The organism is Mycolicibacterium frederiksbergense (assembly GCF_012223425.1).
In the GTDB taxonomy this organism is placed as follows: domain Bacteria; phylum Actinomycetota; class Actinomycetes; order Mycobacteriales; family Mycobacteriaceae; genus Mycobacterium; species Mycobacterium frederiksbergense.
On sequence record NZ_CP038799.1, the window covers coordinates 3,500,266 to 3,521,739 of the forward strand.

Consider the following 21,474-nt stretch of genomic DNA (forward strand, 5'->3'; position numbering starts at 1 on the left):
CGCTGCGCTACTGCTCGCGCACCGGCGGCGCCTGTCCCTCCGGAGGAGGACCGGGATACCACTCCTCGGGCTCGGGCCACACGAAACCCCTTGGAATCGAATATGTCTCGAACGTCGTACCCGTCGCTTCGGCGGTGTCGAAGAACGCGAAGGCGTTGGCGTCCATGAACCGGCCCGACTGGCTGAGCGGGAACCCGCGGCCGGCGAACTCGCCGAGCCGCCGGGCCCAGGGCAACTCATCGCAGTCGAAGGCCACATGCTGGATGCCCTCGCCGTGAGTGTCCAGATACTCCTGGAAGATCGACGGGCCGTAGAGCGGTTGCATGATCTCGACCGCCAGATCGCCCACATCGGCGAAGCACACCTTGATGGCGTAGTCGGCGGCCGCACCGCGGTAGGTTCGGTCGGTGACCGTCGCCGAATCGAAGGTGTACACCCGCCACGGCCCGATGCCGAGGCGGACCAGGCCCGCCATCGTCCGGCGGTGATCGGCGGTCACGAAGCAGATCTCGATCAGCTTGCCCAGGAAGCTGTTCGACAATTCGGTGGCGCTGACCACCGTCGGCAGCCCGGTCATGCCCGTACCTTTCGGTTCAGGGCGTAGTACAGCCCGCCGGCGACCAGACTGCCCGAGAGCCAGGAGAAGTCGGTGTTGCCCAGTGCGATGGCCAGCGGTCCCTGCATGGCGGGCACCAGGCCGTACTGCCAGGACCAGCCCGCGACGATGCCTGCGGCCAAGCTGATGAGCCCGGCCGCGTGGTACCTGCCGTGCTCGGTCCCGTACAGCGAACCGACGTCCAGGGCGCCGCGCCGGATCACCAGATAGTCGACCAGCATGATGGCCGCCCACGGGCTGATCCACACCAGGATGGACACCATCCAGTTGTCGAAGGCGTGCGCGAAGCTCTCGGCGTTGACGAACACCGCCAGCACCATGGTGGCCACCACACCGGCGATCAGCGTGACCTTCCAGCGTGCCGCCCGGACGCCGATCGACAGAGCGGCCAGCGAGCACGAGTACAGATTGAGGATATTGGTCGCGATCGGGCCGTGAATCAGCAACAGCAGCACCGGGATCGCCATCACTCCGAAGGTGCCGACCACCAGCGTCGACGGATCGCTGCCGTTACCGGCACTGGCCAGACACGCGCCGAGCGCGGCCAGCCAGACCGTGGGGATGTACATCCCCAGCGAGGACGACCAGAACACCGCCCGCGGGGTGGCGGATCTGCGCACGAACCGGCTGTAGTCCGAGGCGTAGGGAATCCAGGTCAGCCCCCAGCCGATTCCGATGGCGGTCAGCAATTGGGTGATGGCCGTGAACTTCTCACCCGGTTCCAGCGCCGTGCCCGCCAGGGACCAGTTGACGTCGGTGGTCGCGATGGCCATCGCGGTCATCGCCGCCATCACCAGCACGGTGGCCGGCACCGTGTACTTCTCGAAGCTGCGGATCGCGTAGAAGCCGTACAGCGCCAGGCCTAATTGCACCGCCATGATGCTCGAGGCCACCACGAAGTCCAGCCAGACACCGCCGGTGACACCGACCTCGGCGAGGATCGCCATCACCAGATCCAGCACCACCCAGGTGTTGACGCCGACCCAGCCCATCGTCAGGAAGAACTGCACGACTCCGGGGATCACGGCACCGAGCCGGCCGAATGGCGCGCGGCCGAGCACCATCTGGTTGACCGCCGTGCGGTGCCCGATCACATTGAAGACGCCGAAAACCGTGCATCCGAGCAGGTTTCCGGCGGCCACCACGATCAGCGTCTCGACCAGACTCAGGCCCAGGGTGATGCCGAGCGCACCGAGTACCCAGTTGATCGGCGCGATGTTGGCCCCCGACCAGATCCAGAACAATTCCCAGGGCGAACAGTCGCGGCTGTCATCGGGTATCGGTTCGATGCCGTGGGCGTCGAAGCGCACGGACGCATCCTGGTGCGACTCATCGGGCGCGATATCGGCGGGACTGGTTGTCATGTGGCTCTCCTCACGAGCGTGACTTGGACCATCGAAACACCGCCGCAGACGGCTGAGCAGTGTATAAAGATCCATCATCAGAGGATCTGATTGGATGTAGATACAGCCATGCTGAGTCTGAATGCGCTGCTGGACGAGCCCACCTTGGAGCTCCGCGTGCTGGTACCCGGCCCCGCCGGCGCGCTGGACCGGGAGGCGTTGTGGCTGCACAACACCGAACTGCCCGACCCGTCGTCCTATATCCGCGCCACCGAAGTCGTGCTGACCAATGGACTGTGGCGCGACAGCACCACCGCCACCGCGTTCGTCTCGGCATTGCAGCGCGGCCGGGCAGGCGGCCTGATTTTCGGTCTGACGGAGCAGAATCCGGGCGTTCCCGGCGATCTGGTGGACGCCTGCGAAGCCGCAGGTATGCCCCTGGTCTCGGTGTCGATCGCGGTGCCGTTCACCGCCATCACCGAGACCGCCGCCCGGATTCAAGGCGCGGCCCGTCAGGACGCGCTCGCCACCCTGGCCAGGCGAGGCGACGCACTGGCGATGTCGATCGCCCGCGGCGGCGGCGCCGAAGGGGTGCTGGCGGTGCTGCGCCGCGATCACGATCTCCCGCTGTTGGTGGTGGACCGGATGGGGCGGAGACTGGCGGGCACGGTGGATGTTGCCGGCGTCGATGCCGACGTCGTCGACCGCAGTGCCGCGGCGGCGCTCGCGCGCAGGCCACCGCCGCTGGAGGCAGAGCTGCCCGGTGTCGGTTCCGCCGCCCTGTTCCTGATCGAGGGCGCGATGGGCGACATCGACGCGGCGGTGTTCTGCCTGCGGGCGGCCAAGGACATCTCGGCCACCGAGCGCGATGCGGTGGAGCAGGCCGCCCGGTTCCTCAGCCTCGAGGTCACCAAACAGCAAGCACTGCAAGCGATCGAATCACGTTTCTCCAGTGAGCTGCTGGAGATGGTGCTCTCCGGTGTCGGCCGTGCCGGCGACGTGCAGGACCGGCTGCGTGCGTTCGGTATCGATCCGTCCGCGCAGCTTGCCGTCATCACGATGGTGGTGGGCGACGGTCCGGTGCGCCCGGCCGGATCGACCGACGAGATCGAGAAGTTCTTCCGGTCCCGCGGCGTGCCCGCGATCGTGGTCGCCGGCAGCCAGGACACCGTGGTGGTCTTCCCGTGGGGCGGCCGGGACACCGAGTTGGTGCATCTGTGTACCCAGTTGAGTGCTGCTGTGCGGCAGCGCTTCACCGATGACCGGGTGGTGATCGGCGTGGGAGCACTGGCCGCCGGGTCGGGTGCCCTGCGGGAGCCGCTGATCGGTTCCCGTGAGGTGTGCCAGGTGCTACGCCGACGGCATATCGACTCGCGGGTGGGCACTTTCGCCGACGTGAGCACCTATCGGATGCTGTTGGGGCTGCACGAGCGCAGTGTGCTGCGGCGCTTCGCCGACGATATCCTGGCGCCGCTGCGCCGCCACGATGAGCAGAGCGGAACCGAACTGGAACGCACACTGCGGGTCTTCCTGGGACACGACGCGCACTGGTCGACCACCGCCCAGGATCTCTACATCCACGTGAACACGCTGCGCAACCGGGTGGCGCGGATCGGGGAACTCACCGGCCGGGATGCCAACCGGCTCGATGACCGGGTGGATCTGTTCCTGGCGCTGGAGGCCGACGCGCTGGCTCAGGGATAGCCCTGCGGTGGCGCCAGCCTCCGTGGCGCGATGTCGGCGTCGGCATCGACGGCCGCCGCCAGATCACGGCACCGCATGAAGCTGACATCGCCGAGTTCCAGTGCCTCCTCGATCAATCCGCGCAGAGCGACGATCCGGCTGGGCCGCCCGGAAAGAAACGGGTGCACACAGAGATTGAACAGGCATCTGTACCGGCGCATGGCATCGAGCTCGGCGCGCCACATCTCGGCGACCTTGAGCGGCGACTCGATGACTGCGCCGATATGCGGGTCGGGCAGGAACGCGTACTGCTCCCAGTCGTCCAGCGACCAGTGCACCGGCAGTTCCACGATGGGTCCGCCGCCGGTGGCGATCCGGTACGGGCGGTCATCGCCCATCAGCGAAGAGTCATAGGTCAGCCCGTGACTCGCGATGAGCTCGGGTGTCTGCCAGCTCGCACCCCACAACGCGGCGCGGTGCCCCGCGATCTCGATCCGCTGTGCGGCGAACACCTCGAGTGCCCGTTCGAAATCTGCGCGCTCCTCGGCGGCGGTCATGGTGACCGGGGAGCGGTGGCTGTAGGAATGGTGAGCCACCTCGTGGCCGTGGTCGACGATCCGGGCCGCCAGTCCCGGGCGCTGTTCGGCCACCCAGCCGGGCATGAAGAAGGTTGCCGCCACGCCGAGTTCGGCGAGCATGTCCAGGATGCGAGGCACTCCCACATCGGGCCCGTAGGACTGGTGTGACATCACCATCATGTGGTCGGCGTAGTGGCCGCCCTGGGCCAGGATGGGGGACTCGGCGTCCACATCGAAGGTCAGCGTGGCCACCGCGGCGGCGCCACCGTGCCAGCTCACCGGCCGGCCGTCCAAGCGCGGGTGTTGCCGAGGGTGGCCATCGGCGAGAGCATCGCGTGATCGAACGTATCGAGATCGACCCCGGCTGAAACCTTCAGCGGCAGGTCGGGATTGGCCAGCGCGCCGCGCCCGAGTGTCAGCAGGTCGGCGTGGCCGCCGTCGAGCACGTCGGCAGCCTGCTGCAGGTCATGCATGCCGCCGTTGGCCAGCACCGGAAGACCGGTCACCGTGCGCGCCAGCGCGGTGATGGTGCGGCCATCGGAGAACCGGGCCGTGTCGATGAAATTGCGTCCCTCGCTGGCGATGTGCAGATAGTCGACGCCGGTGCCGGCCAGCGCGCCGAAGATGATCTCGGCCTCGGTGGCCCCGCCTGCCCAGCGATGGGTGAAGTCGTTGACCTTGGTCTGGGACAGTCGCACGCCGACCAGGAAATCCGGGCCCAGCGCGGTGCGCACCGCGGTGAGAACCTCCGCGGTCAGCCGGACCCGGTTCACGGTATCGCCGCCGTACTGGTCGTCGCGGGCGTTCGTGTAGTCGGTGAGGAACTGATCGAGCAGATAACCGTTCGCGGCGTGCACCTCCACCCCGTCGAAACCGGCCTCCCGGGCCCGGACAGCCGCGGCGGCGAAAGCCGCTGTCACCGTCTCGATCTCGGCGGACGTCATCGCGACGGGAGTCGGCCAGTCACCGGAACCGCCGTACTCTTCCAGCTGCTTGCCCCGCGGGGTGATCGCCGAAGGTGCGATGGTGTGCCGGCCATAGGAGTTGCCCTGCGACAGCGCGCCGGCATGCATCAACTGGGCGACGATCGGGGCACCGTGTGCGTGTACCGCGTCGACCGCCGGCCGCCAGGCCCGCACATGCACGTCGGTGGCCAGGCCGGGCTGGTTGAGGTAGCCCTGGCTGTGCGCGGTGTCGGTGTAGATGCCTTCGGTGATGACCAGACCGAAGCCACCGCTGGCGAATGTGGCGTAGTAGTCGGCCATCTCGGTGGTGGCGTCCCCATCCGGGGTGGCCGAGACCCGTGTCATCGGGGCGACGGCCAGCCGGTTCGCCAAGGCGAGAGGGCCGAGCTTCTGTGCGGTGAGGGCGGGGTGGCGGGTGGTCATGATCAAACCTCCTGTTGTGGGTGGGTGGCGATGGCCAGCGCAGTGGGCCGCTCGCCGTTGATGGCGTTCAGATCCATCGGGCAGGCCGACACCACCACCACGCAGTCCATTTCGGCCACCAGGGTGATGGCGTCGCCGGGCCCGGATACTGCGGGCAGCCACCGCAGTTCACCACCGTCGTGGACGGGGATGTTCATGAAGACGTTCACCGGCTGCGGGATCACCGCTGTCGTCAGGTCGAGACCGGCCAGGGCCAGCCGTAGATTTGCCGCGCACGACGCGTGGACGTCGGCACCGAGTATGCGGTAGCGCTCCGCGTCACACGCGGCAATCAGCATGTCGTGCACACCGGGGGAGGTGTCCGCGGCCAGGGCCAAGATCGGCCGGCGCCGGTTGGTGAAGAACTGCTCGCCGATGCGGGGGAACAGTCGACCGGTTGCGGTGCGGGTGTGCGACGCGGACAGGTGCTCGGAGGTGTCGGCGGCTGCGAAGGCGAAGAGATCGCCCACCTGGGCGCCGTCGACGTCGATCACCTGCACCGTATCGCCTGCCCGTAGCCGGACCGCGCGGCCCTGCCCGGCTGGGACGTCCACTTGAGTGGGGATGCGTGCGGTCTCCATGCCTGCATTCAACGGAGCGTTGACCCGGGCTCGTCATGGCCTTTCCTATAGCGTTCAGCTTGATCGGGTGGAGGTTCATCCATCGCTGCGGGCAAATCGGCGACATATCGTGCGGCTATGCGACCGAACAGTGCGCAGCAGGCGGCCGAACTGGCATTGAGCCGGGCCCACCGGCCCACCATGGTGGCCGTCACCACCGAGCGTGCCCGGCGGGAAGCACGGGCGAGCGATCGCCGACCGCGGCGGCTGAGCCCGCTGGACGGCACGCCGGTGGTGTGGAAGGACCTGTTCGATATCGCCGGTGTCCCCACCACCGCTGGGTCGGCGCTGCTGGCCGGGGCGCCCCCGGCGGCCCGGGATGCGGCGTTGGTGCGCAGACTGCGCGACCTCGGGATGGTGACCATCGGCAAGACCAACCTCAGCGAATTCGCCTTCTCCGGTCTCGGTATCAACGGGCATTTCGGCACCCCGGTGAACCCGCTGGACCCCGCCCGGGTACCCGGGGGTTCGTCCTCGGGTGCGGCGGTCGCCGTCGCCACCGGAATCGCTCCGCTGGCCGTCGGAACGGACACCTCCGGCTCCATCCGGGTGCCCGCTGCGTTCACCGGCACGGTGGGCTATCGCGCCAGTCATGGACGCTATGGCCGCAACGACTTTCGGGCGCTGTCACCGACGCTGGACTGCATCGGATTTGTGGCCCGCTCCGTACGCGGGATCCGGCTGCTCGACCATCTGCTGGCACCGCCGTCCGACGGTGCGCCCGCGCACCGGGCGGTGATCCCCACCGGGGAATGGCTCGACGATTGCACCCCGGATATCCGGTCGGCTTTCGAGGACGCTGTGCATCGGCTGCAGCGCACCGGCATCACGGTGACCACGAGAGGGGTACCGGCACTGGATCAGGCGCAACGACTGCTCGACGAACACGGCACCATCGTCGGCGCCGAGGCGTATGCCACCTACGGAGGACTCACCGGCGTCGAACCCGCCACGGCGCGTCGGTTGCGGCACAACGCCAACGTCACAGCGGAACTGGTGCAGCGCGCGATGCCGCAGCTGCGCAGCAGCTTTCGTACCGATCTGGCGGGCGCGGTGCTGCTGTGCCCGACGGTCCGCCATGGTGCTCCCCGCATCGCCGAGCTGCTGGCCAGCAACACCGCCTATGACGCCGCCAATGCCAGCACCCTGCGCACCACGATGGCGCTGAGCTACCTGGGAGCCTGCGGGGTGTCGCTGCCTGTCCCCGGCGCCGGAATTCTGGTCTCGGCGCCCGAAGGGAAGGACGCCACCGCGTTGGCCACGGCGCAACTGTTCGAGCGAGAGTTATTCCCGCACGAGGGGGTACATCGTGTGACTCCCCGGTCTGCCCGCGCCGAGCTGAAATGAGTACATGACCAACACTGATGACCCCATTGCCTTGGTGACCGGTGCGAACACCGGTATCGGCTTCCATCTGACTCAGCAACTCGCCCGCGCCGGCGTGCGCGTGCTGCTGGCATCGCGTGATCCCGAACGCGGGAAATCGGCCGCGGAGCAGCTGGCGGCCGAAGGTCTCGATGTGGACCTGCTGACCCTCGATGTCACCGACGACCAGACCATCGCCGACGCCGTCGGCCACATCACCGACACCTATGGTCGGCTCGACATCCTGATCAACAATGCGGCGATCGTCGGCGACGGGTTGCCGGCGTCCCAGGTGAGCCGCGCCTCCCTGTTGAAGACCTTCGACACCAATGTGGCCGGTATCTCCGCCACCACGAACGCGCTGCTGCCGCTGCTGCGGGCCTCGTCCCGGCCGCGGATACTGAACGTGTCCAGTGAGCTCGGATCGACCCGATTGGTCAACGATCCCGACTGGCCGCACAGCGATGTGGCCGCAGCCGCGTATCAGGCGTCCAAGAGTGCGGTGGACATGCTGACCGTGTTGTACGCCAAAGAGCTGGCGCACGAGAGCATCTCGGTGGTATCGGTGAGCCCCGGCTACCGGAGGACCGGTCTGAACAACGGCGAGCCGATGGAGGGGGCCGGTGATCCTGCCGTGGGGGCGGCCGGCATCGTCGGGGTTGCGCTGTCCGCTGAATTCCGCACCGGTCAGTTCCTCAGCGATCAGGGGGAGCTCGTCGCCTGGTGAGTCGTGCCAGTATCGAGGCATGGATGGACAGGCGGCCGGGGAGTTCCTGCGGGCGGTTCGGGAAAGCCGCGACCCCAGTGCCTTCGGGTTCGCCCCGAACGGGCGGCGCACCAGTGGGCTGCGGCGCTCCGAAGTGGCGGAGCTGGCGCACATCTCGGTGGAGCACTACACCAACCTGGAGCGTGGCCGGGGTAGCGGCCCGTCCGAGCAGGTGCTCGGTGCGCTGGCCGATGGGATGCGGCTGGGAGCCGATGAGCGGCGGCACCTGTTCCAGCTCGCCGGCCGCAACGTCCCCACGGGGAGCGAACCCAGCACGGAGGTCAGTCCGAGCGTGGTGAAGTTGGTGCAGGGTCTCGGGAGCACCGCGGCTCTGGTGCTCAGCGCGCGTTTCGACATCCTGGCCTGGAATGCCGCTGCCGCGGAGTTGATGGAGGATTTCGGCGCGCTGGCGCCGGCCGAGCGCAACATCGCACGCCGCCATTTCCTGTCCGAGCAGGGGCATTACGGCATGAGCGAGGCGCAGGAGTTCTCCCGGATGGTGGCGGGCCAGCTGCGCGCCACGGCGGCACGCTATCCCCGGGACGCGCGAACGCAGCAGTTGATCGGCGATCTGCTGGCCGGCAGCCCGGAGTTCACCGGCATCTGGTCTGACGCCACGGTGGTCAACACCACCCACATGATCAAACGGCTCGACCATCCCGAACGTGGACGCCTGACGCTGTCCTGCGACGCCCTGATGGACCCGCACCGGGATCAGACCATCGTGATGTTCTCCGTGATCGAGGCGGGCTGAGGTCAGGTGGCGAACAGCCGCGACGTGCGCTGCTCGTGACGCATGCCGCTGATCTCCAGGGCGGGGGACACGCTGCTCAGCTCTGACAGCGGACGCTCGCAGACCGAAGCCGCCACCCGGGTCATCGCCGCAGCATGGCGCAACTGGATGCGCTGGCTCTGCAGCGGCCCGAGCCGGCCCAGCCGCACTGCGGCGCTGAGCATCGAGGCCATCAGCGAGCGCAGCGAACCGAGGACGGCGAGTTGCTCGGTGACACCCAGATGGGCCTGCACCACCCCGTCGACGACGGCCGCATGACCGGGGGTGCTACCGGCCAGCACGGCGCGCAGGTATGGGTGCTGCTCGGCGATACCGATATCACAGGCCGTCGCGGTCAGCTGTCTGCCCGCCGACACCGACGCGGTGCGGGCGTTGTCGAACAGCTTGTAGGACGCGATCAACTCATCGAGCTCGGTCAGGCGCTGCGCCGACTGCCAGTCCCGCCATGCGGCCCCGGTGACGGTGGCATCCAGCGTCGCGTAACCGTGGGTGAGGTAACCGCACACCGCCGTCTCGATCGCATCCGCGCCGGCATCTGGCCGCTGCGCCAGCCATTCCTCGAGGCCGTGGCTGTGCACCAGCCGTCCGGCCGGAAACGCGCTGTCGTGCAACTGCACCCACAGCGCGATCGCGGTGGCGGGGTCAGTGGTGATGGCCGGCATGGTGATGGGCTGCGCTGTGGTCGGATGACGTCGCAGACCACCCGTCGGCGGCCATCGCCATCTCGGTGACCTCGCCGATCACGCCGAGCCCGGCGAGCATCTCCCGGGCGGCGGCCGCGCTGGTGAACAGAGGTGCGGTCAGCGTGTCATGGTCGACGTCGATGGGCGCGTGCTGATTGCCCAGCGTGTGGCCGAGCAGCAGCATGGCGCGTGCGGTGTTGTCCGCGAAGCGGACCCGGATGGCCGGTTCGCGCGGACGTCGCACCACCACGACATGGACGCCATCGTCGGCGATCACCATGTCGTGGCGCAGGAAGGCGCCGCGCGGCAGCATGATCCGCACCTCGATCCCGGTATCGGCGGTGACGAGCTGGCGATGCTTGCCGGCATCACCCCAGCCGATGTCGACATGGTGGCGGAGGCGCCCGGCGAAGGCCGGGTCGCCGACGGTTCCGAGAATGGTATCGGCCAGCACGTCAGGCGCTCCTTGCAATCGGTGGGTCCAGCACGGTGTGGCGGGCCGCGGCATGCAGCGCGCGGCAGACTTCGTTCAGCTCGGGGGCCCGTGCGGCGGTAATCCGCGCGAAAATGCCAGCCCGGTAGGGGAGTTCACCCGCGCCGCCGAGCGCACCCGGATGCCCGGCCAGGGCTGACCGGACCGCGGCCAGCGCCGGTTCGGGCGACAGGCCGGGTGTGACGATGAGCAGGGTGGCCAGGTAGTCGCAGTCCAGACCCGCCCGCGCGGTGATGAGCTGGCGGTCCCGTGCGACCACCCGGCCGCCCACCCGCACGGTGAACGCGGTGTCGATGGTGGCGTACCGGAACCGTTCACCGTGGGCGATGCGGCCCGCGGCGATGGCGTCCCAGCCGATGTAGGTCCCGCCCTCGTCGACGTCCACGTCGATGCTCTGGGTGAGCGTCGAATCCGCCTGCGGGATGACTGTTTTGGGAAGATACTCCAGCACGGCGCGCGGCTCGACGCTGAATCGCAGCCGGTGCCGGGCGCCCGGGCCGGTCCCGGCGAATACCTGGGTGGCGGCCTGGCTGGTCATGTGGAGATGGGTGCCTGCGGCGCAATGGACGGTGGTTTGCAGATCGTCATCGGAGAACGTGCCGCCGCTGGGGCTCTGCACGCACAGCACCGCGGCGTGCGGGTAGTCGGCGTCGGTGTGCAGTGCGGTGGTCACCCGCTGGGGATAGCGTTGCCGTAGTTCGGCGATCCGGGTGGTGCCGGTGGCGTCGGCCAGGGTGTGCACCGTCAGCTCGCCCGGCGCGATCATGTGCTGGCCGTGAGCATCACACCGCGCAGCAGTTCCTCGGTCAGCGCGTCGAGTCCGGTTCCGGAGCGGAGATCGGTGAACACGGTGGGCTTGACCGGACGGGCGATGGCGCAGTCGCGGCGCATCCCCGCCAGATCGGCGCCCACCAGCTCGGCCAGGTCGATCTTGTTGACCACCAGCAGATCCGCCTGCAGCAGTCCGATGCCCTTCTTGCGGGGGATGTCGTCACCGCCCGCGGTGTCGATGACGAAGATCCAGTAGTCCACCAGGTCGGAGGTGAAGGTGGCCGCCAGATTGTCACCGCCGGACTCGATGAGGATGATGTCGAGATCGTCGAACTCGGCGCACAACCGGCGTGCGGCGGCCAGGTTGGCCGACGGATCTTCGCGGATGGCGGTGTGCGGGCAGGCCCCGGTTTCGACGGCCAGCACGCGATTCGGGTCGATGACACCGCTGCGGCGGACCCGTTGGGCATCCTCGTCGGTGACGAGGTCGTTGGTGATGACCGCGACGCCGAGGCCCCTGCCGATGAGTTGGGGCACCAGCATCTCCACCAACCGGGTCTTGCCCGAGCCGACCGGCCCGCCGATGCCGACGCGGAGTACCTCAGACATGGTGATCTCCCTGCTATTTCAGTGTGTAGCGGCGGCCCAGCGGCACCGTCGTCATCGGTGTACTGGTACACACCTGACCGTCGACCATCACCCGGTAGGTGTCCGGCTCGATGGTGATCTCGGGCAGGTAGTCGTTGTGCAGCAGGTCGGCCTTGGTCAGCGCCCGGGCACCGCGGCAGGCCACCAGCGGGGTGCTCAGTCCCAGCCGGGAGCCCAGCCCCGCCTCGATGGCCGCCCCCGCGACGAAGTTGACCGACACATCGGCCGGGGTGCGGCCATAGGCGGCCCACTGCGGCCGGTACTTCAGCGGCTCGCAGGTCATCAGGGAGGCGTTGGCCTCGCCCATCACCGACCAGGCCGGGAACCCGCCCTTGAACACCACCTCGGGGCGGATGCCGAAGAACTTGGGTTCCCACAACACGATATCGGCGAGCTTGCCCGGTTCCAGCGATCCGACCTCGTGATCGATGCCGAACAGTTTCGCCGGGTTGATGGTCAACTTGGCGATATAGCGCAGGATGCGGGCATTGTCGGCTCCGGTGCCCACATCGGCCGGTAACGGTCCGCGGGTGGCCCGCATGTGGGAGGCCAGTTGCCAGGTGCGCGCGATGGTTTCACCGATACGGCCCATGCCCTGGGAATCCGAACCCATCGCCGAGATGGCGCCCAGGTCGTGCAGCACGTCCTCCGCGGCGATGGTCTCGCGCCGGATCCGCGATTCGGCGAAGGCCACATCCTCGGGAATCCGCGGGTTGAGGTGGTGGCACACCATCACCATGTCCAGATGCTCGTCGAAGGTGTTCAGCGTGTACGGGTTGGTCGGATTCGTCGAGGAGGGCAGGCAATACGGCTCACCCACCACCCGCATGATGTCGGGGGCGTGACCGCCGCCGGCGCCCTCGGCGTGGTAGGTGTGGATGGGCCGGCCGCCGATCGCGGCCATGGTGTCCTCGTAGAACCCGGACTCGTTGAGGGTGTCGGTGTGGATCTGCACCTGCAGGTCGAGTTCGTCACCGGCGTCCAGGGAGGCCCGGATGGCGGCCGGGGTGGCGCCCCAGTCCTCGTGGATCTTGTACCCGATGGCGCCCGCGAGGCCCTGTTCGATCAGCGGTGCGGTGCTCGACGCGCTGCCGTTGCCGATGAAACCGAAGTTCATCGGGAAGGCCTCGGCGGCACCGAGCATGCGGGCCAGGTTGTTCGGGCCCGATGAGGTGATCCCGACGGTGACCGGTCCGAGACCGCCGCCGATCATGGTGGTGATCCCGCTGGAGATGGCCTCCTCGACCAGGCCCGCGCTGTCGAAGTGCACGTGCACATCGATGGCCCCGGCGGTGGCGATCATGCCCTCACCGGAGCGGATGTCGGTGCCCGCGCCGATGATCAGTTCCGGATCGACCCCGTCCATGGTGCGCGGATTGCCGGCCTTGCCGACCCCGACGATGCGTCCGTTGCGGATGCCGATATCGGCCTTGCGGATGCCCAGTACCGCGTCGATGATCAGCGCGTTGGTGATCACGAAGTCCAGGGCACCATCGGCATTGGTGAGGTCGCCGTGGACCGCCATCCCCTCGCGCATGGTCTTCCCGCCACCGAACACGGCCTCGTCCCCGTAGACCGTGGCGTCGGCCTCGACCTTGGCCAGCAGTTCGGTATCGGCGAGGCGGACCCGGTCACCGGTGGTGGGTCCATACAACTCGGCGTAGCGGGCCCTGCTGATGCGGTAGGCCATGTCAGGATCCCGCGTCCAGGAATCCGAGCGTGTGCATCCTGGTCATGAGCTCCTCGCTCGGGGTCGTGTCGGTGCGTGCGTTGGTGACGTCGTTCTGCCCGATAACCAGCCGTTCACCGCCGTAGCTGGTCAGCGAAACCACTTGTGCTTCACCCGGTTCGAAGCGCACGGCGGTGCCGGACGGGATGTCCAGGCGCATGCCGTAGGCCGATCGTCGGTCGAAATGCAGCGCCCGGTTGGTCTCGAAGAAATGGAAGTGCGATCCGACCTGGATGGGGCGGTCGCCGGTGTTCTCCACCGTGACCGTCGCGGTCGGCCGGCCGTCGTTGAGTTCCAGCTCGCCTTCGGCGGGAAACACCTCACCGGGGTTGACGGCGAGTTCCTCGGCGCTGCGGTTGCCGGGTCCGATGGCGTCGTGCACGGTGACCAGCTTCTGCCCGTCGGCGAAGAACGCCTCCACCTGAACCGAACCCAGCAGGGTGCGCACCCCGGGCAGCACATCGTCATCGGTGAGCACGCGCGCCCCGTGCGCCGCCGCATCGGCAACGTTCGCACCGGCGCGGGCGGCCTCCACGACCTCGTCGGCGATCAGGGCACGGGCCTCGGCGTAACTGAGTGCCAGCCCGGCCGCGCGGTGCTTGCGGGCCAGTTCGGCGGCCAGGAACAGCAGCAGCCGGTCTTCGTCCTTCGGGGTCAGATGCATCGTGTCAGCCCGTGATGCCCTCGGCCCAGGGGTATTCCTTGAGATACGGGTCCGGGGTGATGGGCTGCGGGGATTCCCACACCTGCTGGATCAGGCCGTCCGGGGAGACCTTCCCGATGCGCGCGGTCTTGGTGACGTGGTGGTTCTCCCCGTCGATGGTGACGGTGCCCTCGGGTGCGTCGACGCTGACGCCGGCGGCCGCGCCCTGGATGTCGGGGACCGCGAACGATTGCGCCTTCTCGACGCTCGCCTGCCACAGTCTCACTGCGGTGTAAGCGGATTCCATCGGATCGGAGGTCACCCGGTCGGCGCCGAAGCGTTCCTTGAAGTCCGCGACGAAGGCGGTGTTCGCCGGTGTGTCCAGAGTTTGGTAGTAGTTCCACGAGGACAGCTGCCCGACCAGCGAGTCGGCGCCGATGCTGCGCACCTCTTCCTCGCCGACGCACATCGACATCACCGGCATCGTCTCCGCGGTGAGCCCGGCGCTGTTGTATTCGCGGAAGAAAGAGGTCAGTGACCCACCGACCACGACGTTGAACACCGCGTCGGCGTCGGCGGTGCGGATCTTGTTGACGATGGTGGAGAAGTTGGTGCTGTCGAGCGGCACGTAGTCCTCACCCTTGATCTCGATGCCGTTGGCCGCGGCGTAGGCCTTCACGATGGCGTTGGAGGTGCGCGGGAACACGTAGTCGCTGCCCACCAGGTAGAGCGATCTCACGCCCTGCTCCTTGAGATAGTCCAGCGACGGGATGATCTGCTGGTTGGTGGTGGCACCCGAGTAGTAGATGTTGGGCGAGGATTCCAGCCCCTCGTACTGCTGGCCGTAGTACAGCAGCGCATCCGAGCCTTCGAAGACCGGCAGCATCGCCTTGCGGCTGGCCGAGGTGTAGCCGCCGAAAACCGCTGCGACACAGTCGCTGTTGACGAGCTTCTGGGCTTTCTCGGCGAACGTCGTCGGCTCGGAGGCACCGTCCTCGGAGAGCAGGTCGAGTTGCTTGCCCAGTACCCCACCCTCGGCGTTGATCTGCTCGACGGCCATCACGATGGCGTCGTGGATCACCGATTCGCTGACCGCCAGGCCGCCGGACAGCGAGTTGACCGCCCCCACCTTCACGCTGGGGCCCGAGGTGTCCACACAGTCCTGTGCGGCCGCGGTATCCGTGTCGCCGGCGCGGCTGCCGCATCCGGCCGTGAGCATCGTGATCGCCGCGAGCAGTGCCACGCCGACGCGCAGTCGTTTCATGAGGGGCCGCCTTCGAGGTCAGGGATCGTTGGCGCCCAGCGTAGGAATTCCCGGTGGCCGGGGGCTATGGGAGGAATCTCCCATTTGTGCCGCCGCCGTTGCGTGTCCGCCGCAGCCCGGAAACATCCTCGAAACATGGCCTGCACATGATGCTTTCGAGGGGCAGAACCGTACGAAGGATGACCGATGGGTGCATACGGCGAGGTACTGGGCAGCACGTCCAGTATCGAAACCCGGGCGCACGACATGCTGGACGCGCTCAGCGCCAAGGCCGCGTCATCGGCATCGGCGATCAGTCTGTGGGATCCCATCCGCCGCTGCCATGTCGCGGTGGCCAACCACGGCTATCCCGACGCGGTGATGGACCATCTGAACACCTGGTTCATCGACCACGATCCGCTCTTCGAGACCATGCGGGCGCGCGGTCTCGGCGCGCTGCGGTGGCGGGACTTCCCCGAGTACCGCGATACCTATTCGGTCCAGGGTGTTTTCGCGCCCGCCGGGTTCGACGAGGGACTGTCGGCACGACTGATCACCGCCGACGGAACCTATGCCGGCACCATCCACGTCAACTGTGACGATGCCCGCTATCCCAGTGATGACGATGTGGGCGAGATCAATTCGTTGCGCGCGCAGATGGCCGAGCATCTGGACTTCTCGGTGCGGCCCCGGATGGTCGCCGATCTGCTGGCGCCCCGGGCCCAGGCGTGGGCGGTGGACGCCGGCGGTCGCGCCCATCTACTGAGCCTCGGAGACACTTTCGACCGGCCGATCGACCGTGATCTGGTGGCCGATATGGCGCTGGCCGCGCACACACCCGGGCTGGGCTTCCGTCCCGAGGCGACCCGCTGGCACGACGGCACCGGATGGCTGCACGTCCGCCACATCGCCACCGCCCCGCGCTACCGCCACGACAGCCTGGACGCGGTGGTCCTCATCACCTCCGACCCGTTGCCCTTCGCGATCACCCCGCGTGAACTCGACGCACTCACCTTGGCGATCCAGGGTCTGACCAACAACCAGATCGCGGCGCGGTTGTTCATCAGCGTCCGCACCGCTGGTCATCACCTAGAGAGTGCAATGGCCAAACTGGGTGCGGGAAATCGGGCGGCCTGTGTGTCGCAGGCGGTCTCGTGGGGTCTGGTGTCCGGCAGGCTGCTGGCCGGCAACGATGCGGCCGCGCGCACCGCATAGACCCGAATGCGATCGATTGCACCACCTGCCGGGAACGGCGGATGTGGCGCGGTAATCTGACCCCTGAGCCCGACAGCCGGGGCTCTGAGCAGGGGTGGGGGAACGCCGAGCATGCCGCGACGAGTGACCATCGACGATGTGGCGCGCCTGGCAGAGGTGCACAAGGCCACGGTGTCGAGGGCGCTCAACGCCCGCACGCGCGATCAGGTCAACGCCGAGACGCTCAAACGGGTCAAACGGGCTGCCCGACAACTGGGTTACGTTCCCAACGCCATGGCTCGCAGCCTGCGGACCAGCAGGTCGATGACGATCGGCGTGATCATCCCGGATCTGATGAATCCGATCTTCCCGCCGATCATCCGGGGGATCGAGCATGTGCTGCAGGCGCAGGGTTACACCGTGCTCATCGCCAACACCGATTCCCACGATGACGTCGAGATCTCGGTCTTCGAGTCGCTGCTGCAACGCCGGGTCGACGGTTTCCTGCTGGCCACCGGCCGGCTCGACGACCAGTCCGTGGTCGAGGAGGCGGCGGCGGCCGCCGTGCCGGTGGTGCTGGTCAACCGGGACGCCGGACTCGGTGACTTCCCCCTGGTGACCGGTGACAATGCGCGCGGTATCGAGTTGGCGCTGGAGCATCTGGTCGAGCTCGGGCACCGCCGGATCATCCACGCCGCAGGGCCGACGAATTTCTCCACGACACGTTCGCGGGCCGAGGCGTTCGAGGCCGCGGCCACCAGGGCCGGTGTGCAACATCAGACGATTTACGCGTCGGCGCTGACCATCGAGGCCGGGGTGGCTGCCGCTGACCAACTGCTGGCCCACAACACGATCAATCCCACGGCTCTGGTCGCGGGCAACGATCTGGTGGCGCTGGGCCTGATCCGCCGGCTGCGTGCCGAGGGTCTGCACTGCCCGGAGGACGTTTCGGTGGTCGGGTTCAACGACATGCCGTTCGCCGGTGACTTCTGGCCGCCCCTGACCACGGTGCGGATGCCGCTGCGCGAGATCGGCGCCGAGGCCGCCCGCCTGTTGCTACGCGGAATCGAGGCGGGCGAGCAGGAGGCGGCGACACTGACGCTGCCGGTGTCGCTGGTGGCGCGGGGTTCCACGGGGCCGACGAAGAACTGACCGGTGTTCGGCCGGGTCGCGTTAGGCTCCGGTGGAGCATTCCTACAATCGATTGCAGGGCCATGGATCAGATCACACTCGGAGTGTTCAGCCCGTCGGTGCTGCTCGACGTCGCCCGCAGCACCGGTCGACTCTCCGACGCCGGGCTCGAGGTGCGCGATGTGCCGGTGCCGTCGTCGCCGGCGCAGTTCACCTCCCTGCGAGCCGGCGAGTTCGATGCCGTATTCACCAGTCCCGACAACGTTCTCGCCTATCGGTTCTTGCCGAGAAACCCGTTGGGGGAGATGCTCGACGTCGAGATCGTCGCCGGTATCGACCGCGGGCTGCGGTTGTGTCTCGCCGCGCGGCCGGGCGTGACAGGACTCAGCGAGGTCGCCGGCGGACGCCTGGGTGTCGATGTCCCGAACTCGGGATTCGCCTTCGTCGGCTACGCGCTGCTCGCCGAGCTCGGGATCTCCCGGGACAACCTGGAGGTGATCGCGCTGGGTTCCACACCCAAGCGGGCCAACGCCTTACACAGCGGCGGCTGCGATCTGACGGTGCTCAACGCCGGCAACGAGCTGACGGCGCGGGCGCACGGCTGCCTGCTGCTCGCCGAGGTCACGCGGTTGGGTCCCTACCTGGGTACCGTCGTGGCCCGGCTGCGTGACGGTGCCGGCGCCGGCGCCGTCGACCGGCTGGTCGAGGTGCTGGGGGAGACCGCGCGGGCCATCCGTTCCGGGGCGCTGGACGGTCCGGCCGGAGAGGCCGCCGCCCGGTTGCTCGATCTCGGGCCGGAGCTGGCCGCCGAACATGTTGGTGTGCTGAAGGATCCCCTGCGGGGACTGATCGGCAACGGTGCGGTGGATGTGGCCGCGCTGGGCACCCTGGTCGGGTTGCGCAGGCAGTTTCTGCCGATGCCGGAGCTCGACGGTCTCGCCGCGCGATTCGGCGAGGTGGTACGCCCCGGCGTGCTGGTGGGCGCAGGAGTCAATCCCGGATGATGTAGCGGGCGCGGGCCACGGTGGTGACGGCGGCGTAGACCATTGACGCGACCGCGGCGAGTGCGAACAGTGCCCCGAAGCGGTCGGCGCCCGCCGCGATGTTCCCTGCCGCGGCGCCGGCGGATGCGCCGACGAACAACGCGATCGAGAAGAACGACATGCCGATGGCGCGGCTGTCGGCCGCAGCGTCGGTCATCCAGGTCTGCATCGTGGTGTGCCCGCAGGCCCAGGCCACCCCGAGCAGGATCGCGGCGGCCGATACGGTGCCCAGCGAGATCTGAAGCGCCACCGCCACATACGCGGTGACCGTGCTCAACCCGGCTAGCAGCATCAACACCCAGGTGGGCCAGCGGTCCAGGATGAGCTTCATGGACTGGCTGACGATCACGACCGCGGCGCCGAACATGGCGGTCGCCACCCCGGCCACCAGCACCGAGGCCCCCGTCGTCTGCAGAGCCACCGCGAGGTAGTTGAACACTCCGATCAACAGCGCACCCTCGGCGATCGTGAACGCCAGGATCGCCAGGGCCCACCGATTGCCCGCCAGCCTGCGCAGCGACGGGATCAGGCGTTCCGGCACGTCGTTCGCCGACGCCTTGAGTCGCGTGAAGCCCAGTGCCAGAACCAGCGAGATCGCGGATATCACCACGTACACCCAGCGCCAGCCCAGCCATTGGGCGATGACGCCGGCCCCCACCGTGCCCGCGGACAGACCGATCGCGATGGCGGCGGCGAGGTTGGCGGTGGCCACCGCGCGCTGTCTGATCGTCAGGGTCTCACCGTAGTAGATCAACACTGTCGTGATGGTCGCCGCGAACGCGGCTGCCGATGCGGCGCGCGCGATGCTGTAGGACGCGGCGTCATGGGTGAATGCCGTTGCCAGGTTGGCCAATCCGCCGAGCATGGTCGAGATCACCAGGATGCGGATCCGGCCGTAGCGGGCCGCCAGCGTGCTCCAGACCAATTGGGACGCTGCGTAGACCACCGCGTAGACCGTCAGCGAGTGGCCGATCGCCTCGATCGAGGTACCGAAGTCCGCCGCGATGACGGGGACCAGTGGCGGCATCACCGAACGGTCGATCAGGGAGACGAACGCGCCGATGATCAGGATCATCTAGGCGGCCACACCGGAACCTCCCCACGACCGGACCGGAACCGGACGGCCTTGGACCGGACGAACTCGTGCAATGTCTCCGGAGCGTTCTCCCGGCCGAACCCGCTGCCCTTCTGGCCCCCGAACGGTGACCCGAGGAAGGAACGGCGCATGTAATTGTTCACGAACACCATGCCGGCTTCCAGACGTTGCGCAATGTGCCAGGCCGCAGCCTCGTCGCGGGTGATCATGGCGGCAGTGAGGCCGTAGGCCGTGCCGTTGGCGATCTCGACCGCCTCGTCCAGGGTGTGATACCGCATCAGCAGCGCGATCGGACCGAAGATCTCCTCCTGTCCGACAGTCGAATCGGGGGCCACGTCGGCGAGCACCGTCGGCGGCACCCAGTAACCGTCGGCATAGGGCGCCGCGGTGGGCACCGTGCCCTGCCCGACGATGCGGGCGCCCTCGTCGAGGGCGGTCTGCAGGTATTCCAGCACCCGGTCGCGGTGTCTGGCATCGACCATCGGACCGATATCGGTCTGCGCGTCCAAACCGTCACCCACCACGAGCGCTGTTGCCGCGGCGGTGAACTTCTCCAGGAAGGTGTCATACACCGCGTCCTGCACCAGGATTCGTGCCGTCGATGTGCAGGCTTCGCCCTGGTTGTAGAACATCGCCTCGATCGCCACCGTGACCGCAAGGTCGAGGTCGGCGTCGGGAAAGACCATCAGGGCGTTCTTGCCGCCGAGTTCCATGGTCGCATAGGTCAGATTCTGTGCGGCCGTCTCCAGCACGCGCCTACCGGTGGCGGTGGCACCGGTGAAGCTGATGCGCTCGACGCCGGGGTGGCCGGCCAGCGCGGCCCCGGCGGTCAATCCGGGCACCGCGTTCAGGACACCCGGCGGCAGGACCTCGTTGGCGATCTCGACGAGCCGCAGCACCGTCAGCGGGGCTTGCTCGCCCGGCTTGATGACCACGGTGTTGCCCGTGATCAGCGCCGGTGCGCCCTTCTTGGCGAAATGGATGGGCGGCCAATTGAACGGCAGGATGCAGGCGACGACACCGTAGGGCTCATAGACGACCCGGGTCTCGATCGGGCCCTGGTCGATGATCTCGCCGGGCAGGCTGTCGCCGAGGCCGGCGAAGAATTCGAAACAGTTCGAGCTGAAGGCCACGTCGTTGGCCAGCGCATCCCGTTTGGGCTTGCCGTTCTCCCGGGACACCAGCTCGCCCAGTTCGTCGGCGTGGGCGCGGATGCGCTCGGCCACCTGCTTGAGGTAGGCGCCGCGCTGCCGGCCCGACAGATTGCGCCAGGCGGGCAGTGCCGCCCGGGCCGACCGCACCGCGCGGTCGACCAGGGCGTCATCTGCGCAGACGACGGTGGCGATGGCCGTGGCAGTCGACGGCTCGACCACCTCGAATGTCGGCAGGCCGCCGACCGGGACGAAGCCGCCGTCGATGAAGGCGCCCCATTCGGAGCGCGGCAGCGCCGCCGGCCGGGTGGTCCTGGTGTCGGCCTGGGTCATGGGCGCTCCGTCGCGAGTCGGTGGTACTGCAATCGATTGCGGTCGACTATAGACCGGGCCGTAGCTCTGTGGAAGCCCTTTGTCGCAGATGGCGGGGCGATTGCGCCGTATATGCCGTTGGGAGT

The 21,474-nt window shown here is 68.0% G+C and carries 21 protein-coding genes; 7 read left to right on the forward strand and 14 right to left on the reverse strand.

What is annotated here, in order from left to right:
* Window positions 1-7 precede the first annotated feature (7 nt).
* Together EXE63_RS19980 and EXE63_RS19985 are read right to left on the reverse strand one after the other, a co-directional pair.
* Window positions 8-577: a VOC family protein gene (locus EXE63_RS19980; protein WP_168143360.1), complete on the reverse strand. Its 570-nt coding sequence runs from the start codon at window positions 575-577 to the stop codon at window positions 8-10.
* The gene (locus EXE63_RS19985) at window positions 574-1,980 is read right to left on the reverse strand and encodes a cytosine permease (RefSeq protein ID WP_168143361.1); all 1,407 of its coding nucleotides are present in this window, start codon (window positions 1,978-1,980) and stop codon (window positions 574-576) included. Before EXE63_RS19985 ends, EXE63_RS19980 begins: the two co-directional genes overlap by 4 nt.
* A gap of 108 nt (window positions 1,981-2,088) precedes the next feature.
* Between EXE63_RS19985 and EXE63_RS19990 the strand changes: the two genes are divergently transcribed.
* On the forward strand, window positions 2,089-3,663 hold the full coding sequence (locus EXE63_RS19990; protein WP_168143362.1) for a PucR family transcriptional regulator: 1,575 nt from the start codon (window positions 2,089-2,091) through the stop codon (window positions 3,661-3,663).
* Here the strand turns inward: EXE63_RS19990 and EXE63_RS19995 are convergent.
* Genes EXE63_RS19995 through EXE63_RS20005 form a run of 3 tightly spaced genes read right to left on the reverse strand, consistent with a single transcriptional unit; the run spans window position 3,654 to window position 6,228 of the window.
* Complete coding sequence (locus tag EXE63_RS19995; RefSeq protein WP_168143363.1) at window positions 3,654-4,499, reverse strand: polysaccharide deacetylase family protein; 846 nt, start codon at window positions 4,497-4,499, stop codon at window positions 3,654-3,656. The two genes, EXE63_RS19990 and EXE63_RS19995, sit on opposite strands and share 10 nt — an antisense overlap.
* Window positions 4,496-5,608, reverse strand: a complete 1,113-nt coding sequence (locus EXE63_RS20000) for an NADH:flavin oxidoreductase (protein WP_168143364.1) — start codon at window positions 5,606-5,608, stop codon at window positions 4,496-4,498. The genes EXE63_RS19995 and EXE63_RS20000 overlap by 4 nt, the downstream gene beginning before the upstream one ends.
* Window positions 5,609-5,610: 2 nt before the next feature.
* Window positions 5,611-6,228: a DUF1989 domain-containing protein gene (locus tag EXE63_RS20005; protein WP_168143365.1), complete on the reverse strand. Its 618-nt coding sequence runs from the start codon at window positions 6,226-6,228 to the stop codon at window positions 5,611-5,613.
* A gap of 117 nt (window positions 6,229-6,345) precedes the next feature.
* Between EXE63_RS20005 and EXE63_RS20010 the strand changes: the two genes are divergently transcribed.
* From EXE63_RS20010 to EXE63_RS20020, 3 genes are read left to right on the forward strand one after another with little or no spacing between them, the layout of a single operon-like run.
* A complete protein-coding gene (locus tag EXE63_RS20010) occupies window positions 6,346-7,614 on the forward strand; it encodes an amidase family protein (protein ID WP_168143366.1) in 1,269 nt (422 codons plus the stop codon).
* Window positions 7,615-7,618: 4 nt separating this feature from the next.
* Window positions 7,619-8,359, forward strand: a complete 741-nt coding sequence (locus tag EXE63_RS20015; RefSeq protein WP_168143367.1) for an SDR family NAD(P)-dependent oxidoreductase — start codon at window positions 7,619-7,621, stop codon at window positions 8,357-8,359.
* Window positions 8,360-8,378: 19 nt separating this feature from the next.
* Window positions 8,379-9,152 carry a helix-turn-helix transcriptional regulator gene (locus EXE63_RS20020; protein ID WP_168143368.1) on the forward strand — a complete coding sequence of 258 codons (774 nt, stop codon included), beginning with the start codon at window positions 8,379-8,381 and terminating at the stop codon, window positions 9,150-9,152.
* 2 nt (window positions 9,153-9,154) lie between these two features.
* On the opposite strand, the gene EXE63_RS20025 is transcribed toward EXE63_RS20020, so the two are convergent.
* From EXE63_RS20025 to urtA, 7 genes are read right to left on the reverse strand one after another with little or no spacing between them, the layout of a single operon-like run.
* Window positions 9,155-9,853, reverse strand: a complete 699-nt coding sequence (locus EXE63_RS20025) for an urease accessory protein UreF (protein WP_168143369.1) — start codon at window positions 9,851-9,853, stop codon at window positions 9,155-9,157.
* Window positions 9,834-10,328, reverse strand: coding sequence for an urease accessory protein UreE (locus EXE63_RS20030; RefSeq protein WP_209999771.1), 495 nt, complete (start codon window positions 10,326-10,328; stop codon window positions 9,834-9,836). The genes EXE63_RS20025 and EXE63_RS20030 overlap by 20 nt, the downstream gene beginning before the upstream one ends.
* A gap of 1 nt (window position 10,329) precedes the next feature.
* Window positions 10,330-11,133, reverse strand: a complete 804-nt coding sequence (locus EXE63_RS20035) for an urease accessory protein UreD (protein WP_168143371.1) — start codon at window positions 11,131-11,133, stop codon at window positions 10,330-10,332.
* Window positions 11,130-11,747 (reverse strand): urease accessory protein UreG, encoded by a 618-nt coding sequence (ureG, locus tag EXE63_RS20040; protein WP_168143372.1) that lies wholly within the window; start codon window positions 11,745-11,747, stop codon window positions 11,130-11,132. The genes EXE63_RS20035 and ureG overlap by 4 nt, the downstream gene beginning before the upstream one ends.
* A gap of 13 nt (window positions 11,748-11,760) precedes the next feature.
* On the reverse strand, window positions 11,761-13,476 hold the full coding sequence (gene ureC / locus EXE63_RS20045) for an urease subunit alpha (RefSeq protein ID WP_168143373.1): 1,716 nt from the start codon (window positions 13,474-13,476) through the stop codon (window positions 11,761-11,763).
* 1 nt (window position 13,477) lies between these two features.
* Window positions 13,478-14,179 (reverse strand): urease subunit beta, encoded by a 702-nt coding sequence (locus EXE63_RS20050; protein ID WP_168143374.1) that lies wholly within the window; start codon window positions 14,177-14,179, stop codon window positions 13,478-13,480.
* Between the two features lie 4 nt (window positions 14,180-14,183).
* Window positions 14,184-15,422 (reverse strand): urea ABC transporter substrate-binding protein, encoded by a 1,239-nt coding sequence (urtA, locus tag EXE63_RS20055; RefSeq protein ID WP_168143375.1) that lies wholly within the window; start codon window positions 15,420-15,422, stop codon window positions 14,184-14,186.
* A gap of 186 nt (window positions 15,423-15,608) precedes the next feature.
* Between urtA and EXE63_RS20060 the strand changes: the two genes are divergently transcribed.
* From EXE63_RS20060 to EXE63_RS20070, 3 genes are all read left to right on the forward strand, one after another.
* Complete coding sequence (locus tag EXE63_RS20060; protein ID WP_168143376.1) at window positions 15,609-16,616, forward strand: helix-turn-helix transcriptional regulator; 1,008 nt, start codon at window positions 15,609-15,611, stop codon at window positions 16,614-16,616.
* Window positions 16,617-16,727: 111 nt separating this feature from the next.
* A complete protein-coding gene (locus EXE63_RS20065) occupies window positions 16,728-17,747 on the forward strand; it encodes a LacI family DNA-binding transcriptional regulator (RefSeq protein WP_168143377.1) in 1,020 nt (339 codons plus the stop codon).
* A 62-nt stretch (window positions 17,748-17,809) separates the two neighbouring features.
* Window positions 17,810-18,730, forward strand: coding sequence for a substrate-binding domain-containing protein (locus tag EXE63_RS20070; protein WP_168143378.1), 921 nt, complete (start codon window positions 17,810-17,812; stop codon window positions 18,728-18,730).
* Here EXE63_RS20070 and EXE63_RS20075 read toward each other — a convergent pair.
* On the reverse strand, window positions 18,717-19,844 hold the full coding sequence (locus tag EXE63_RS20075) for an MFS transporter (protein WP_168143379.1): 1,128 nt from the start codon (window positions 19,842-19,844) through the stop codon (window positions 18,717-18,719). The two genes, EXE63_RS20070 and EXE63_RS20075, sit on opposite strands and share 14 nt — an antisense overlap.
* Window positions 19,841-21,349: an aldehyde dehydrogenase family protein gene (locus EXE63_RS20080; RefSeq protein ID WP_168143380.1), complete on the reverse strand. Its 1,509-nt coding sequence runs from the start codon at window positions 21,347-21,349 to the stop codon at window positions 19,841-19,843. Before EXE63_RS20080 ends, EXE63_RS20075 begins: the two co-directional genes overlap by 4 nt.
* Window positions 21,350-21,474 lie beyond the last annotated feature (125 nt).